13 protein-coding genes are annotated in these 14,009 nt (G+C 66.5%); 4 read left to right on the top strand and 9 right to left on the bottom strand.

What is annotated here, in order from left to right; genetic code table 11:
- Nucleotides 1-67: 67 nt before the first annotated feature.
- Together ADJ79_RS08710 and ADJ79_RS08705 are read right to left on the bottom strand one after the other, a co-directional pair.
- Complete coding sequence (locus ADJ79_RS08710; protein WP_050715625.1) at nt 68-1,972, bottom strand: MFS transporter; 1,905 nt, start codon at nt 1,970-1,972, stop codon at nt 68-70.
- A gap of 155 nt (nt 1,973-2,127) precedes the next feature.
- On the bottom strand, nt 2,128-2,928 hold the full coding sequence (locus tag ADJ79_RS08705) for a hypothetical protein (protein WP_050715624.1): 801 nt from the start codon (nt 2,926-2,928) through the stop codon (nt 2,128-2,130).
- A 139-nt stretch (nt 2,929-3,067) separates the two neighbouring features.
- Here ADJ79_RS08705 and ADJ79_RS08700 point away from each other — a divergent pair, with 139 nt between their 5' ends.
- Nucleotides 3,068-3,799 carry a helix-turn-helix transcriptional regulator gene (locus tag ADJ79_RS08700; protein WP_050715623.1) on the top strand — a complete coding sequence of 244 codons (732 nt, stop codon included), beginning with the start codon at nt 3,068-3,070 and terminating at the stop codon, nt 3,797-3,799.
- Nucleotides 3,800-3,801: 2 nt separating this feature from the next.
- Nucleotides 3,802-5,193 (top strand): MATE family efflux transporter, encoded by a 1,392-nt coding sequence (locus ADJ79_RS08695; RefSeq protein WP_050715622.1) that lies wholly within the window; start codon nt 3,802-3,804, stop codon nt 5,191-5,193.
- Between the two features lie 182 nt (nt 5,194-5,375).
- Here ADJ79_RS08695 and ADJ79_RS08690 read toward each other — a convergent pair whose 3' ends face one another.
- Nucleotides 5,376-6,503 (bottom strand): Fic family protein, encoded by a 1,128-nt coding sequence (locus ADJ79_RS08690; RefSeq protein ID WP_050715621.1) that lies wholly within the window; start codon nt 6,501-6,503, stop codon nt 5,376-5,378.
- A 319-nt stretch (nt 6,504-6,822) separates the two neighbouring features.
- Between ADJ79_RS08690 and ADJ79_RS08685 the strand changes: the two genes are divergently transcribed.
- Complete coding sequence (locus ADJ79_RS08685; RefSeq protein ID WP_050715620.1) at nt 6,823-7,020, top strand: heavy-metal-associated domain-containing protein; 198 nt, start codon at nt 6,823-6,825, stop codon at nt 7,018-7,020.
- A gap of 323 nt (nt 7,021-7,343) precedes the next feature.
- Here the strand turns inward: ADJ79_RS08685 and ADJ79_RS08680 are convergent, their stop codons facing one another.
- The 6 genes from ADJ79_RS08680 to proV all read right to left on the bottom strand — a co-directional run bounded on the left by ADJ79_RS08680 (nt 7,344) and on the right by proV (nt 13,509).
- Nucleotides 7,344-7,886: a zf-TFIIB domain-containing protein gene (locus tag ADJ79_RS08680; RefSeq protein ID WP_050715619.1), complete on the bottom strand. Its 543-nt coding sequence runs from the start codon at nt 7,884-7,886 to the stop codon at nt 7,344-7,346.
- 73 nt (nt 7,887-7,959) lie between these two features.
- Nucleotides 7,960-9,486: a serine protease gene (locus ADJ79_RS08675; RefSeq protein WP_050716528.1), complete on the bottom strand. Its 1,527-nt coding sequence runs from the start codon at nt 9,484-9,486 to the stop codon at nt 7,960-7,962.
- Between the two features lie 13 nt (nt 9,487-9,499).
- Nucleotides 9,500-9,814, bottom strand: a complete 315-nt coding sequence (locus ADJ79_RS14995) for a hypothetical protein (RefSeq protein ID WP_172674046.1) — start codon at nt 9,812-9,814, stop codon at nt 9,500-9,502.
- A gap of 301 nt (nt 9,815-10,115) precedes the next feature.
- Nucleotides 10,116-11,141: a glycine betaine/L-proline ABC transporter substrate-binding protein ProX gene (proX, locus tag ADJ79_RS08665; protein WP_050715617.1), complete on the bottom strand. Its 1,026-nt coding sequence runs from the start codon at nt 11,139-11,141 to the stop codon at nt 10,116-10,118.
- 50 nt (nt 11,142-11,191) lie between these two features.
- Nucleotides 11,192-12,256, bottom strand: coding sequence for a glycine betaine/L-proline ABC transporter permease ProW (proW, locus tag ADJ79_RS08660; RefSeq protein ID WP_050715616.1), 1,065 nt, complete (start codon nt 12,254-12,256; stop codon nt 11,192-11,194).
- Complete coding sequence (gene proV / locus ADJ79_RS08655) at nt 12,253-13,509, bottom strand: glycine betaine/L-proline ABC transporter ATP-binding protein ProV (RefSeq protein ID WP_050716527.1); 1,257 nt, start codon at nt 13,507-13,509, stop codon at nt 12,253-12,255. The genes proW and proV overlap by 4 nt, the downstream gene beginning before the upstream one ends.
- Before the next feature lie 228 nt (nt 13,510-13,737).
- Between proV and ADJ79_RS14305 the strand changes: the two genes are divergently transcribed.
- On the top strand, nt 13,738-14,004 hold the full coding sequence (locus tag ADJ79_RS14305; RefSeq protein ID WP_156304106.1) for a hypothetical protein: 267 nt from the start codon (nt 13,738-13,740) through the stop codon (nt 14,002-14,004).
- Nucleotides 14,005-14,009 lie beyond the last annotated feature (5 nt).

The following is a 14,009-nucleotide window of genomic DNA, read 5'->3' as shown; positions in this document are numbered from 1 at the left end:
TGGCTCCCGCGCACGTTCTACTAGGACATCATGCTATGAATCAAGGAGCGAAATGCGGGCCTTGGCGTCAGTCAATCAGCGCCTGCACGCGCGCTTGCAGCTCGCGCGGGCTGGTGGCGTCGCCCGATACGGGCGGCCCCGCGCGCAAGGCCACGCGGTTGAACACGCCGCGCCTGAAGGGGCGGGTCATGGCGCCGGCCTTTTCAATGCGGCTGAAAAACGATCCCCACAGGTTGGACAGGCCCAGCGGCGCCACGGGCACATCTGCCAGGCCCTGCTCGCGGGCGCGGGCCAGAATTTTCATGATGCCGCCCTTGAAGGGCTGCAACTGCCCGTCGCGCGTGATGCCGCCTTCGGGAAAGATGCACACCACTTCGCCCGCTTGCAGCGCGCGCACGGCCTGCTCGAAGGCGGCGTGATAGACCAGCGGCTCTTCATGGTGCGGCGCAATGGGGATGGCGCGCGCCATGCGAAAAACCAGGCCCAGGCCGGGGGCGCGGAAGATGCGGCTGTCCATGATGAAGCGCACATCGCGCGGGCAGGCGGCCATGATCAGCACGGGGTCGATGAAGCTGACGTGGTTGGCCACCAAAAGGGCCGGCCCCGTGGCGGGCACGTGCTCCATGCCCCGCACCTGGAAGCGGTAAGTCAGCCGCGCAATCAGCTTGGCCGCCAGCCGCAGCAGCAGGCCCGGGGCCGTGCGCACGGCGTAAAGGGCTGCCAGCACATTCACCAGCCCCACGGCGGCAAACAGCGCCTGCGTGGAAAAGCCCGCGCGCAGCAGCAGCGCGGCCAGCACGCTGGCGGCAATCATGAACAGCGCGTTGAGGATGTTGTTGGCCGCAATCACGCGCGCGCGGCGCTCGGGCGCGGCCTGCGCCTGAATCAGCGCGTAAAGCGGCACGCTGTAGATGCCCGCGCTGAAACTGAGCAGCGCCAGATCCGCCATCACGCGCCAGTGGCCGGGGCGGGCCACGAATTCGGCCACGGAAAGCGCCGTGCCATCGGCCACGGCGGGCAGCGCCTGCACGGCGGCATACAGGTCAATGGAAAACACGCTCATGCCGATGGCCCCCAGCGGCGCTAGGCCCGGCTCCACATGCCCTTGCGAGAGCTTTTCGCACCACAGCGAGCCTGCGCCTATGCCCACTGAAAACACCGTCAGCAAAAGCGCCGCCACCTGCTCGCTGCCGTGCAGCGACTCTTTGGCGAAGGCCGGAAAGTTGGCCAGAAACACCGCGCCAAAGAACCACATCCACGAAATGCCGATGAGCGCCATGAACACCGGCCACTGCTGCCTGGCCAGCGCCAGATTGCGCCAGGTTTCGGCCACGGGGTTCCAGCAAATTCGCAACTGCGGCGCGGCCGCCGGCGTGGGCGGCACCCCGTGCGAGGCGGCCAGCCCCAGCAGCGCCAGCGCCAGGCAGGCCAGCGCGGCGTACTGCGGGCCGTGATCAGGCAGCGCCACCAGCAGGCCGCCTGCCACGCTGCCCAGCAAGATGGCCACGAAAGTGCCCATCTCCACCATGCCGTTGCCGCCCGTCAGCTCGCTCTCATTCAGATGGCAGGGCAGGTAGGCGTATTTCACGGGGCCGAACAGCGTGGAATGCACGCCCATCAGAAACACGCAGCCCAGCAGCAAGGCCGCGTCATGCCGCCAAAAGCCCACGGCGGCCAGCAGCATCACGGCCACTTCCAGCCGCTTGATCCACACGATGAGCGCGCGCTTGTCGAACTTGTCGGCCAGCTGCCCGCTGGTGGCCGACAGCAGCAGAAACGGCAGGATGAACACCGCGCCGATGACCAGCCCCGCCATGTCAGGCGGCAGCCACGCGGCGCCCAGCTGCCAGGTGGCCATCACGGTGAAAGAGAACTTGAACAGGTTGTCATTGGCCGCGCCGCAAAACTGCGTCCAGAAAAACGGGGCGAAACGGCGCTGGGCCAGAAGGCCGAACTGGCTGGAATGGCTCATTTTTTTGCAGGAAATCTGAATCGGTCGGAAGCGCTGCCGCAGGCTGGGTTTGCGGGGCCAAACCGGCCCCTGGCCCTTGTGGAATGGGCGCGGGCAGCTATCTTTTTTGAAGTTCTGGCGGGTTGAAAGCGTGTATCCGGAGCGCGCGGATTGTGTCAGTGTGTCAAGCTGCGCCCGTGCAGCCTTTTGAGCGCCGCCAGCACCGGCCAGGCCGCCGCCGCAGCGGCCACGTGCTTGAGGCTGTGGCCTGAAATCACGCCATGCAGCGCGTGAAACACCGCGTGATCGCCCATCTCCAGCGCCTTGGCAAGGGCGTAGATGCCCAGCACGCCCAGCGTGGAAAAGCCCAGCGCTCCTGCGTGAGCCTTTGCATCCGGACTGAACGGACTGAACGGACTGTGTGGGCGGCGCAGCGCCAGCAGCGCCAGCAGCAGCGCGCCGCCTGCTTGCAGCACGGCCCAGGGCGTCATGTTGCCCGTGCGCCAGTCCCACACGGCCGCCAGCGGCCCCAGCGCCAAAAGCAGCGCGGCCAGCGCCAGGCCCGCGCGGCCGCTCACGCGGTCCGCCGCCGCCAGGCCCACGATGCCCGCAAAGGCCACGGCCATGCCCGCGCGGTCCAGCGCCAGCCCGGCGTTTTCAGGGTGCAAGTGGTAGATGCCCGAGCACAGCGCCGTCAGCGCCAGCCCCGCGAAAAACAGCGCGGCCAGCATGCGCTGCGGCTGCGCCAGCCCCGTGGCGCGGCGCAGCCAGGCCAGGCCCCACGCACCGGCCAGCGCAAAGGGCAGGTTGGTGAGCACGTCCATCGCAAACGGCAGCCCGCCCAGCGCGCGCTGATCGGCAAAGTGGTGATAGTGCGCGGGCAAATGCGTGGCCGGCGCCAGCGCGGCCAGCGCCACAAGACCCAGCGTCAGGCCCAGCGTCAGGCGCTCGGCGGCGGCAGTGGAAAGGTGTTTCATGGCTTGTTCCTTTGGATGGGGATGAAACAGCGGGTAAAACCGCGAATGCCGCGCAGTCTGGGCGCGAACGCCGCAAAAAGCCGCAAAATTTGCGACTTGAACGCCAAGTCTGAACCTGCGGTATCAAAATCAAATACTCATGAGCACCACCGCCGATCTCATCGCCGCCCTGAAAAAAGAACTCAAGGCCGCGCAAATGACTTACGCCGATCTGGCGCGGCAGCTGAACCTGGCCGAGTCCAGCGTCAAGCGCATGCTGGCGCGCGGCGACATGCCGCTTTCGCGCATCGACGCCATCTGCCGCGCCCTGCGGCTGGACTTCGCCGAGCTGGCCCGCCGCGTGGCCGAGGCGCAGCCGCTGCTCAAGGAGCTGACGCTGGAGCAGGAAAAAGCCGTGGTGGCCGACGAAAAGCTGCTGCTCGTGTCCATCTGCGTGCTCAGTCAGTGGACGCTGGAGCAAATGACCGGCGCCTACCGCCTGACCGAGGCCGAATGCGTGAAATGCCTGGCGCAGCTGGACCGCATCGGCATCATCGATCTCAAGCCCGGCAACCGCTACCGCCTCAAGCTCGCCAAGGCCTTCCGCTGGCGGCCGCACGGGCCGGTGATGAACTTTTTCCGCGACAACGTGGCGCTGGACTACTACAGCGGCGGCTTTGACGGCCCCGCCGAAGGGCTGCTGCTGGTGCACGGCAGCGTCAGCCGCAGCCTGGCGCCGGTGTTTCTGGAACGCTTGCAGCGCGTGGCGCAAGACTTCGCCCAGCAGCACCTGGCCGACCAGAAGCTGCCCGAGGCCGCGCGCGAGGGCTATACGCTCGTGCTCGCCATGCGGCGCTGGGAATTCGATGCCTTCATGCGGCTGCGCAGGTGAGCATGGCGCGCGCCCCTGAACACCCCGCCCGCCCCGCTAGCGCCGCCCGGAGCCGGGGCGGCGAGCTGGCCGCCATCGCCCGCCACGCCGCCGTGGTGCTGGCCGGGCAGCTGGCCGCCGTGGCCTTTGGCCTGGCCGACACGCTCATTGCCGGGCGCTACTCGCAAGACGCGCTGGCCGCGCTGTCTGTCAGCGTGGCCGTTTACGTGACCGTGCAGGTGGGCCTGATGGGCCTGTTGCAGGCCCTGCTGCCCGTGTGGGCCGAGCTGCGCGGCGCGGGCCGCCTGCGGCAGCTGGGCCAGTCGGTGCGCCAGTCGCTTTACCTGCTGGCCGCCGCCAGCGCGCTGGGCATGGCCGTGCTGCTCATGCCCGGCCCCCTGCTGGACGCCGCGCAAGTGCCCGAGGCCTTGCAGGCCGAAGCGCGCCGCTACCTGGCCGTGCAAGCCTGGGCACTGCCGCCCGCGCTGTTTTTCCGCCTCTACAGCACGCTCAACCAGAGCCTGGGGCAGCCCCGGCTGGTCACGGCCCTGCAAATTGGCGCAGTGCTGCCCAAGGCGGCCCTTTCGGCCTGGTTCACCTTTGGCGGCCTGGGCGTGCCCGCGCAAGGCGCGGCAGGCTGCGCCTGGGCCACGCTGGCCGTTTACGCGGGCCTCATGCTCGCCGCGCTGGCGCTGCTGCGCGGGCGGCCCCTGTACGCGCCCTACGCCATCTGGCAAAAGCCGGAGCGGCCCGACTGGCGGCAGCTTGCCGCCTTCTTGCGCCTGGGCGTGCCCGCCGCGCTGGCGGTCGTGGTGGAAGTGACCTCGTTCACCTTCATGGCCCTGCTCGTCGCCCGCCTGGGCGCGCTGGCCGCCGCCAGCCACCAAATCGCCGCCAGCGTGGCCACCGTGGTCTTCATGGCCCCGCTGGCGCTGGGCATTGCCGCCAGCGCCCGCATCAGCCACTGGCTGGGCGCGGGCCAGCCCGCCCGCGCGCGCCACGCCGCCGCCGTGGGCATGGCCGCAACGGCCGTGCTGGCCGCCTGCACCGCCAGCCTGATCGCCCTGGCCGCAGGCCCCATCGCGCGGCTGTATGTGGGCGACGCCGCCATTGCCGCCGCCGCGGCCGCGCTGCTGCCCGCCGTGGCCGCCTACCACCTGGGCGACGCCCTTCAGGCCGCCAGCCTCTTCGCGCTGCGCAGCTACCGCATCACCACCCTGCCCTTCGTCATCTACGCCGTGCTGCTGTGGGGCCTGGGCCTGCCTACGGGCCATGCCCTGGCCTTCACCGGCCTGGGGCCTTGGCCCGCCTGGCGCTCGCCCCTGGCCTTCTGGTGCGCCATCGCCCTGGCCCAGGGCCTGACGGGCCTGACCCTGGCAGCCACGCTGTGGCGCGCGGCACTGAAAAAACGCTGAAAACCAGGCCCCAGGCTTCGCGCATTTCGCTCTTTTTGTGAGAGCAGATTTCAAGCCCTCAAAAACGCCCCTGTCGCACAGTTTGACGGGACCTGCCGCTATCGAGAAAGTAGCGAAAAAGAGAGCTTGCGGGGCGCGATCGGCGGCAAAAACCGGTTTGCGGCCAGACTTTGAACCAGCTCCTATACCCGCACTTTGCGCATCAGGGGCTCAAAGCGGTAAATCGCTGGGCGCTGCCCGGCAGGCTCGCGCACGGTTTCCAGCAGCCCTTGTTGCAGCAGCACGCGGCTGAAACGCGCGGCTGTCTGCCCCGGGATGCCCGCGTTGCGGATGAAGCGGCTGTTGCTGAAAACCGGATTGGCAAACAAGTAATCCAGCGCCGCCACGGCATGCCTGGACGCAAGCACGTCGGCAAAGCGCGGCTTCATCTCTTCATAAAGGTCGCGGATGCCCTGCGCTGCGGCCAGATTCGCCTCGGCCTGCCGCGCCACGGCTTCCAGGAAGAAGGCGCACCAGCCGTCCCAGTCCCCTTGCGCGGACACATTGCGCAGGCGTTGCACATACTCATCCTTGTGGTCTTCAAGGTAGCGGCTGATGTAGAAGTGCGGCTCGGCAATCGCCCGGCCGCGCCACAGCATCAGCGTGATCAGCATCCGGCCCAGGCGGCCATTGCCGTCTTCAAACGGATGCAGCGCCTCGAATTCGGCATGCGCCAGCGCCGTGCGCAGCAGAACGGGCATGGCCTCGTCATCCATCAGGCGAAACAGCGCTTGCATGCCGCCGGGCAAATGCTCCGGCGCCACTGGCACAAAGCTCACCTGGCCGCTTCCGCGTTCGCCCACGTAGTTCTGCTCGTGTTTGTAGGCTCCGGGCGACTTGCCGGCCCCGCGCCCAAAGGAAAGCAGCTGCCGGTGCATGCTTTTGAGCAGCGATTCGGACAAGGGGCGCCCCTCCTGCATCATGGCTTGCGCCGTATTCATGGCCCGGCGATAGAGGGCTGTTTCCACCGCGTCAGAACGCAGCTCGCGTGAAGCGCGCTCGTTATCGCCATGACCGAACTCGGCTTCCAGCAGCAGAACTTCATCCAGCGTGCTGATCGTGCCCTCCATGCGTGAAGACACCACCGCTTCCTGCCCGCGCAACGGCGCCACGAACAGCTCGCTGTTGTGCAGGCCGCGCAGCATCTGGTCATAGCGCGCCAGCGCCGCCGTGGCGTCCAGCAGCCCCTGCATCAATCGCGCGTAATTTGGCGCACCAGGCGGAAACTGCCCCAAGTGATAGTGAACGGCGGAAGTGAAGTCCAGCGGCATGCCTTATCTCCTGCGGCCTGCATTGTCATTAAAAAACGCAATCATATTAACGACAACGCGATTTGTGCTTGCGCCATCAAGAGCAAACCGCGTTGTGATTCAAAAAATTGATTTCATGAACGACAAAGCAGCTTGCCCTTGCTCCATGAAGGACAAACCGTGTTGTCATTCAGATTGGACGGCAAATGAATGACAAGCAAGCGCATGCTGGCGTGCGGCGGCGCGGCGCATGAAAGCGCCCGGCCCGCCGCGCTTGAATGCGGCGCAGCCAGTCTCATCTTCAACACTTCACCGCAACTCCAGAAGAAAGGAAACAGCCATGACACACCAATTCACCGTCGAGGGCATGACCTGCGGCCACTGCGAAGCCGCCGTCACCCGCGCCATCAAACAGTTGGACGCCGCCGCGCAAGTGAGCATCGACCGCGCGCAAAAGAGCGTGCGCGTGGAATCCGGCCAGCCGCGCGAGGCGCTGGCCGCCGCCATCCGCGAAGAAGGCTACGAAGTGCTGGCCTGAAAACCGGCCCCGGCCCTGCCCGCCGCCCGGCCGCAAACGCTGGAGCAAGCGGAAGAACGGGCGGGAGAGAGCGGATCAGCAGCGCTTTTTCGCTCCCTTATCCATAGCATGATGTCCTAGTAGAAACTGCGCAGATGGGCGTTTTAGCCCCTTGAATTTGCTCCTGTTTTGGACATGGCTTGGCGGGCGGGACTGGCTCCAAAACCCCGCCCGCCATCCACTGGCCGCGCCTGAGCCTTCCGCTGACGGCCATGCGGCGCAGGCCAGGATTGGCCCCACCCAAGGCCGCGCTTCGTCCTCACGGCCCAATCATGAACAGGCGCTCAAGGCCGGCTCAGCCATTGCAGGATGAGGTTGCGCTTGGGGTGGCCCTGCAGCCATTCGCGCAGCGCCTGCGTCTTGGCTGCGTCTTCTTCGCCCAGTTGCTGGCGCAGGCGCTCGCGGGCGGTCTGGGCCTGCTGCTCGGCGCGGATGCGGTGCTGCCAGGCTTGCGTGAAGATGCGGGGCACGTGGCGGCTCAATTGCAGCGCGCGCAGCAGACGCCACTCGCCGCCATCCAGCCAGGCTTCGTCGCAGGCGGGGCACAAATCCAGTGCGTTGCTCACGCCGTGGCCAATGCGGTAGCGGCTCATGAGGCGGCTGCATTTGGGGCAGCGCAGGGCGCGCTGGCCATCGGGCACGGGCTGCACGTCAGCGGCTGGGGCGCCGGCCTCGGCATCCTGCGGCAGCGGGGCGCGCTCCGCCCAGTCACGGTAATGGGCCAGGCCCACGAGCGCGCCCTGGCAGCTCTGGCAGCTTTCGCCAACCAGGCCGTCCTCCAGCCGGGCGGCGCGCAGCAATATGGTTTGGCAGCGGGGGCAATACATGATTTGTCCGATAAAAAACCGCCACGGCGGCAGGCCGTGGCGGCGTTTCAATGCGCCTTGGAGAGGCTGCGGTTTACGGATTCAGCCAGCGGCTGAGAGCGGCGCTATAGGCCAGGTCGAAGCGGCCATAGGCATCGCCGCCCTCGCGGTTGGCGCAGCTGGCGTCACCGCCGAAGAGCTGGCCAACGACATAGCGGGTGCTGCCAATGGTGCGGAACAGACCGGAGCCGCTGCTGCCGCCTTCGGTCGTGCCTTGGCTCCACACCACAGCCAAAAAGTTCTGCGGCGTGGCGCTGGTCTGCAAGGCCGTGCCTTGGCTCGTTTGAACCTGGCGGGCATAGGCTTTCACAGTGCCAATGCTGTATTTCTGCAAATCGCCCCGCGGGTTATGCACGCCTGTCACTTCCGTTTCAAGGCCAACCACGCCGCCAAAGTACGAGCCGGCATAGCGCACGCCTGCAGGCGGCTGTTCATTGAGCTGCATGAACGCGGTGTCGGTGTTGGCCGATGCGTAGAGCATGCGCGCGCCGCCGCTCAGCTGCCGCGCGCCGCTGTACATGCTGTTGGCGCTGCCGCAGCTGGCGGCGCGGAAGAACCAGCGCGTTTGCAGCGTGGAAGCCACGGCCTGCGTGGACAGGCAGTGGTTGGCCGTGAGGAAGTAGGGCGTGCCGCTGTTTTTGGCGTCGTTCATCAGCGTGCCGGTGCATACGTATTGCTTGCCGTCGCTGGCGAAGCTCATCTGCGCTTCGGCGCGGCTTTCGGTGTTCAACAGCGCGCTGTTGCAGGTGACATTGAGGTTGCAGCTTCCGGCGTCGCCGACGCCCTTGAGCTGGAAGTCATGCACGCGGGCGGGGTCGATCACGTTGTGCATGACCGAGGGGACGGACAGCTGCACGTCTGTGGTGCGGACGGTGGCGGGCAGCTCGATTTCCAGCGTGGTCGCCGCGCCGCCGAAGTCAGGCCCCCAGTAAGTGACGGCCTCGTCGCCCTTCACGCCCGCCTGCCGGTTAAGCGCCAGCAGCTCCAGCACTTTTTTCGCGCTGACTTCCACGACTTCGCCGCCTGCGGCGTCATTCACGTCGCCATAAAAGCGCAGCACGGCCTCTTCAGGCAGCTGCTCCACTTTCAAGCCCAAGCGCACGCCGTAGGCCTGGTCAGACGTGAAGCGGATAGCCGCCACTTGCGCGCCATCGGCCGTGGGCGTCCAGTTCAGCAGGCCGGCGAAATCGCCCGCTGCGGCGGTGGCCTGCGCAGGGCGGGCCAAGCCGATTTGCAGAGGCACGCCGGGGCCGCTGTTCTGGTTCAGCACCTCATCAGACTTGGCTTGCGCCAGCGCGCCAAGGTCCACCTGCGCGATGGGCGCCTGCGCGGGCAGGCGGCTGCGGGCCGCTGCCTTGGCTTCGACCTTGGCTGGCAGGTCATACGGCTCAATGCGGCCTGTGGCGCTGGGGTTGGAAGGGTTAGAAGGGTTGGAAGGATTGTTGGGGTTAGGCGTGGGCACGGGCACCTCGCCGCCGTCGTCATCGCCGCCGCAAGCGGCCAGCATCATCGCCGTCAGGACGGCGGCGGCCATCAGGCTGGTTTTGGTCTTAAAGGTCATGGTGTGCATCTCCTCACATGAAAAAAGGGCGGAATGCGCCCGTCAAGAAAAGCGGAAAGCGGGCTTGTTCTGATGATTCACGCACAAGCGCCGCAGGTGTTTTGAGTCTGAACGAAAAAATGCGAAGCCCGTCTTTTAAGTAGTTACCCTGTGTATCAGAGCGTGAATGGAAGAGGCATTTCATCGAGGCCAACCCGCCGTCCAATATCGAAACAGGAGCAGATTCAGCAGGGTCGAAATACCGTTTCTCGCAGTCTGCACTAGGACGTCTTGCTATTGATAGAAGAGCAAAACCACGCCACGGACTCAGCTGGGCATGTCCATTCATTCACTGCTCGCGCCTTGCGGCTCGCCCCGATTTGGCGGAAGACGCGCAAGAAGGCAGCAATCTGTCCCGCGCAATGCCAGCCGGGCAGGAAGGCCAGCTCCTGCGCCATCCGCCTGAACGAGCGGCCGGGCAGCGAGAAGTTTTGCAGCATTGCCTTTCCGCAAGTGAACGCCCACAGACAATCTTTGAACCGGCTCATATGCCTTTCAGGCTGATTCAAAAAGAGGAGCAAATTCAGATGCTCTAAAACCTGCTCTGCGCTGTATCCACTAGGACTTCATGCTATGTAATCAGGAGCTAATCAGCGGGCCGCCGCGCGGGCTTGCTCCAGCCAGCCGTCGAAGGTGGCCTGGTGCGCGCGAATCCAGCGCTGCACGTGGCGTTCGATGTCGGCGGGCTTGTTTTCGCCGTCTTTCATGCGCAGGTTCTGGGCGTTGATGTCGCCCACGGGCAGCTGCATGACGGCAAAGAGCCGGGCGGCGTCGGGGTGCGCGTCGGTAAATGCCTTGTTGGCCACGATTTGCTGCTGGTTGGCGATGAAGCCGTAGTTTTTGCCGTTGGGCAGCTGGGTGTCTTGCCCGGCTTGCTCGCCGGGCAGCGCGGTAAAGGGCACTTGCAGCCAGGCCACTTCCTGGCCGGGGCGCAGCACGCCGCTGACCCAGTAGGGCGTCCAGGTGTAGTAGAGGATGGGTTTGCCCTGCCGCCAGCGGGTGATGGTGTCGGCCATGAGGGCGGCGTAAGCGCCTTGCACGTGGGTGACGGTGTCGCGCAGCCCGTAGGCGCTGAGCTGGTGCTCGATGACGGCTTCGCAGCCCCAGCCGGGGTTGCAGCCGGTCAAGTCGGCCTTGCCGTCGCCGTCGGCGTCGAACAGGCGGGCGATTTCGGGGTTTTTGAGCTGGTCGATGTGGGTGATGCGGTGCTGCTCGGCGGTTTTGCGGTCGATCAGGTAGCCCTGCACGGCGCCGGTGGAGTAGGCCCCCTGGCGGTAAAGGCGCGCGTCGCCGCCGGCGTTTTTGTAGAAGTCGGCGTGCAGGGGGTTCCAGTGCGCGGCCAGCAAGGTGGCGTCGCCGTTGGCGATGGCCAGGTGGCCCGTGGCGTATTCGATTTCCCGGATGGGCTGCACGTCATAGCCCAGCTGCTCCAGCGCTTTGACCACCAGCAGGGTCTGGAAGGTTTCTTCGGCGATGGAGCTTTGGATGGGATAGACCTTGACGCCTTGGCCCGGCTGGCGGCCTTCGGCCCGGGCGCTGGCGGCAAAGGCCGCAAAAGCCAGCGCCAGGCTGGCGGCAAAACAGGCGGCAAAGAAGGCGCGGCGTAGCGGTTTCATGCAAGCGTTTCCTTTCACGGGGTGGGTAAGAACCTGTTCCAAGCGGGCAGTCAGCGCTGGAACAGCCGCGCAATCAGCCCCGCCGGGCCGCTTTGCCACCAGTGGCGCACGCCCCGGCGGGGCTGGCCCATGCCCTGGGTGATGCGGTCCAGCGTGATGGCCAGCAGCACGATGCCCAGGCCGCCCACGGCGGCCAGCCCCATGTCCAGCCGGCCGATGCCGCGCAGCACCATTTGCCCCAGGCCGCCCACGGCGATCATGGAGGCGATGACCACCATCGACAGGCTGAGCATGAGCGCCTGGTTGATGCCCGCCATGATGGAAGGCAGCGCCAGCGGCAGCTGCACTTTCAGCAGCATCTGCATGGGCGAGGCGCCGTAGGCGTGGGCGGCCTCGATCAGGTCGGGCCGCACCTGGCGGATGCCCAGGTTGGTCAGCCGCACCAGCGGCGGCAGCGCGAACACGATGGTGACGATGACGCCCGGCACGTTGCCAATGCCAAAGAGCATGACCACGGGCACCAGATAAACGAAGGCGGGCGTGGTCTGCATGGCGTCCAGTAGCGGGCGGATGAGGCGCTGCGCGCGGTCGCTGGCGGCCAGCGCGATGCCCAGCGGCAGCCCGATGACGATGCAAAACAGCAGCGAGGTGAGCACCAGCGCCAGCGTGACCATGGCCTGCTCCCACACGCCCAGCGCCGCCACCACGGCCAGCGAGAGCACGGCCCCGAGGGCCGTGGCGCGCCCTGCGAACTGCCAGGCCAGCAGCCCCAGCAGGGCCGCCATCACGGGCATGGGCGTGCCGGTCAGCAGGCGCTCTACGCCGCCGAGCGTGCCGTCAATGGGCGCGCGCACAGCCTGAAAGAAGGGGCGGAACTGCTCCACGAACCAGCCCAGCCCCTGGTTGATGGCGGCCTCGATCGCATCGGCATGGCCCGCCAGCGCGTCGGCCGCGCCGTGCGCAGCGGCAGGGCCGGCGCCAGCGGCGGCTTCCACTGCATCGGAGGCATCGTCCAGCCAGTCGGCAGGGGCTGCGGAAGCGGCGGCCTGCCAGGGGTCGTCTCCAGTGGCGTTGGCAAGGGGGGCGGCATCCAGTTTCAGAGGGGTATCGCTCATGCGGCGCTCCTTTGCGTGTCGGCGTTGGCGGGAGGGGCTTGCGGCGGCAGCGGCGGCGTGCCCGGGTCCAGAAACTTCAGCAGCGTGCTCTTGCTGATGGCGCCCAGAAAGCGCCCGGCTTCGCCCACCACGGGCACGGCATACGGCGCTTGCGCCACCTGGCCCACCAGATCGGCCACGGGCGCGCCCGCCTCGATCAGCGGCACATCCGCCAGCATGGCGTGCTGCAAGCCCAGCGGGCCGGTGTGGCCGTGCAGCGCGGCGCGCAGCGCGTCTTGCGACACCACGCCTTCAAACTGCTGGCGCGAATTGACGATGTAGGCATGGCTGCGGTCTGACTCCTGCAGCAGCGCCAGCACGGGCCGGCAGCCGCGATCGGCGTGATGCGAGACGTAAACCACCGCCGGCTTGCGGGCAATGTCCGCCGCCTTGAACACCGCCGAGGCGTCCACGCCGCGCACGAAGTCGCGCACAAAGGCATTGGCTGGCGCGCGCAGGATTTCGTCCGGCGTGCCGATTTGCACCACCTGCCCGTCGCGCATGATGGCGATGCGGTCGCCAATGCGCATGGCCTCCTGCAAATCGTGCGAAATGAAAACGATGGTGCGCCGCCGCAGCTGCTGCAAACGCAGCAGCTCGCCCTGCATTTCAGCGCGGATGATGGGGTCCAGCGCCGAAAACGCCTCGTCCATCAGCAAGATGGCCGGGTCAGACGCCAGCGCCCGCGCCAGCCCCACGCGCTGCTGCATGCCGCCCGAAAGCTCGTCCGGGTATTGGGCGCCCCAGCCGCCCAGGCCCACCTGCTCCAGCGCCTGCGCGGCCTGCCGCTGGCGCTCATCGCGCGGCACGCCCGCCAGCTCCAGGCCAAACGCCGTGTTGTCCAGCACCGTCATGTGCGGCATCAGCGCAAACGACTGGAACACCATGCTGATGTCCTTGCGCCGCAGCGCGCGCAAGGCGGCGGCAGGCAGCGCGTTGATGTCCTGCCCCTCAATCACCACGCGCCCGGCCGTCGGTTCAATCAGCCCGTTGAGCATGCGCACCAGCGTGGATTTGCCCGAACCCGACAGCCCCATGATGACGAACAGCTCGCCCGCCTCGATGGTGAAATCGGCGTCAAACACACCAATGGACTGCCCCGTTTTTTCCAGAATCTGCTGCTTGCCCGCGCCTTCGCGCGCCAGCGCAAGCGCCTGCTGGGGATGGTTGCCGAACACCTTGAAAACATGCTCGACGCGGATTTGCTTGGCCATGAGGCGCACTCCTTGTCGTCGGCGGCGCGGCCGACCAGGGGATGCCGAAAGGCGCAAGGCCAAAGACCCATTGCCCATTCCCTGGTTCGACAAGCCCTCAATGAACCGCGCCCGGCGCGAAAAAGCGGCCCGCGCCCGGCAGGCGCGGCGCCCTTTCGCTGAAGGGAAATCAGGGGCGCGCGGCCCCTGGCGAAGGGTGATGACCCTGTTGCGGGGCCATGCAAAGAGGTGAAGACGCGCAGCGCCTTCGGTCAGGGAAAAATGTCCGGGGCATTATACACGGAATATCGACCAGAATATTCATTCATCATTAAGGAAAACCCTGATCCGCCTTCGGAAAATCCGCTCGCGCCCTTTCTGCGGCAAATGAAATTGCCCTGCCTCTGTAATCTGCGCGAAAACGGCATGGTGCATGCGCCGCGCGGCTCAACCGCTTTCCAACAGACTTTTATCAGCCTTTTACCGGCCCTTCCTGATCATTCGACCGCCATTTAGTTCAT

It is taken from the genome of Ottowia sp. oral taxon 894 (assembly GCF_001262075.1).
Lineage (GTDB): Bacteria > Pseudomonadota > Gammaproteobacteria > Burkholderiales > Burkholderiaceae_C > Ottowia > Ottowia massiliensis.
This window is presented reverse-complemented; position numbering and strand designations above follow the sequence as displayed.

Coding starts and splice junctions, on each gene's coding strand:
- ADJ79_RS08690 (WP_050715621.1), bottom strand. CDS start 6,503: ATGCCGCTGGACTTCACTTCCGCCGTTCACTATCACTTGGGGCAGTTT.
- ADJ79_RS08705 (WP_050715624.1), bottom strand. CDS start 2,928: ATGAAACACCTTTCCACTGCCGCCGCCGAGCGCCTGACGCTGGGCCTG.
- ADJ79_RS08675 (WP_050716528.1), bottom strand. CDS start 9,486: ATGACCTTTAAGACCAAAACCAGCCTGATGGCCGCCGCCGTCCTGACG.
- ADJ79_RS08695 (WP_050715622.1), top strand. CDS start 3,802: ATGGCGCGCGCCCCTGAACACCCCGCCCGCCCCGCTAGCGCCGCCCGG.
- ADJ79_RS14995 (WP_172674046.1), bottom strand. CDS start 9,814: ATGAATGGACATGCCCAGCTGAGTCCGTGGCGTGGTTTTGCTCTTCTA.
- ADJ79_RS08680 (WP_050715619.1), bottom strand. CDS start 7,886: ATGTATTGCCCCCGCTGCCAAACCATATTGCTGCGCGCCGCCCGGCTG.
- ADJ79_RS08710 (WP_050715625.1), bottom strand. CDS start 1,972: ATGAGCCATTCCAGCCAGTTCGGCCTTCTGGCCCAGCGCCGTTTCGCC.
- proW (WP_050715616.1), bottom strand. CDS start 12,256: ATGAGCGATACCCCTCTGAAACTGGATGCCGCCCCCCTTGCCAACGCC.
- ADJ79_RS08685 (WP_050715620.1), top strand. CDS start 6,823: ATGACACACCAATTCACCGTCGAGGGCATGACCTGCGGCCACTGCGAA.
- proV (WP_050716527.1), bottom strand. CDS start 13,509: ATGGCCAAGCAAATCCGCGTCGAGCATGTTTTCAAGGTGTTCGGCAAC.
- proX (WP_050715617.1), bottom strand. CDS start 11,141: ATGAAACCGCTACGCCGCGCCTTCTTTGCCGCCTGTTTTGCCGCCAGC.
- ADJ79_RS08700 (WP_050715623.1), top strand. CDS start 3,068: ATGAGCACCACCGCCGATCTCATCGCCGCCCTGAAAAAAGAACTCAAG.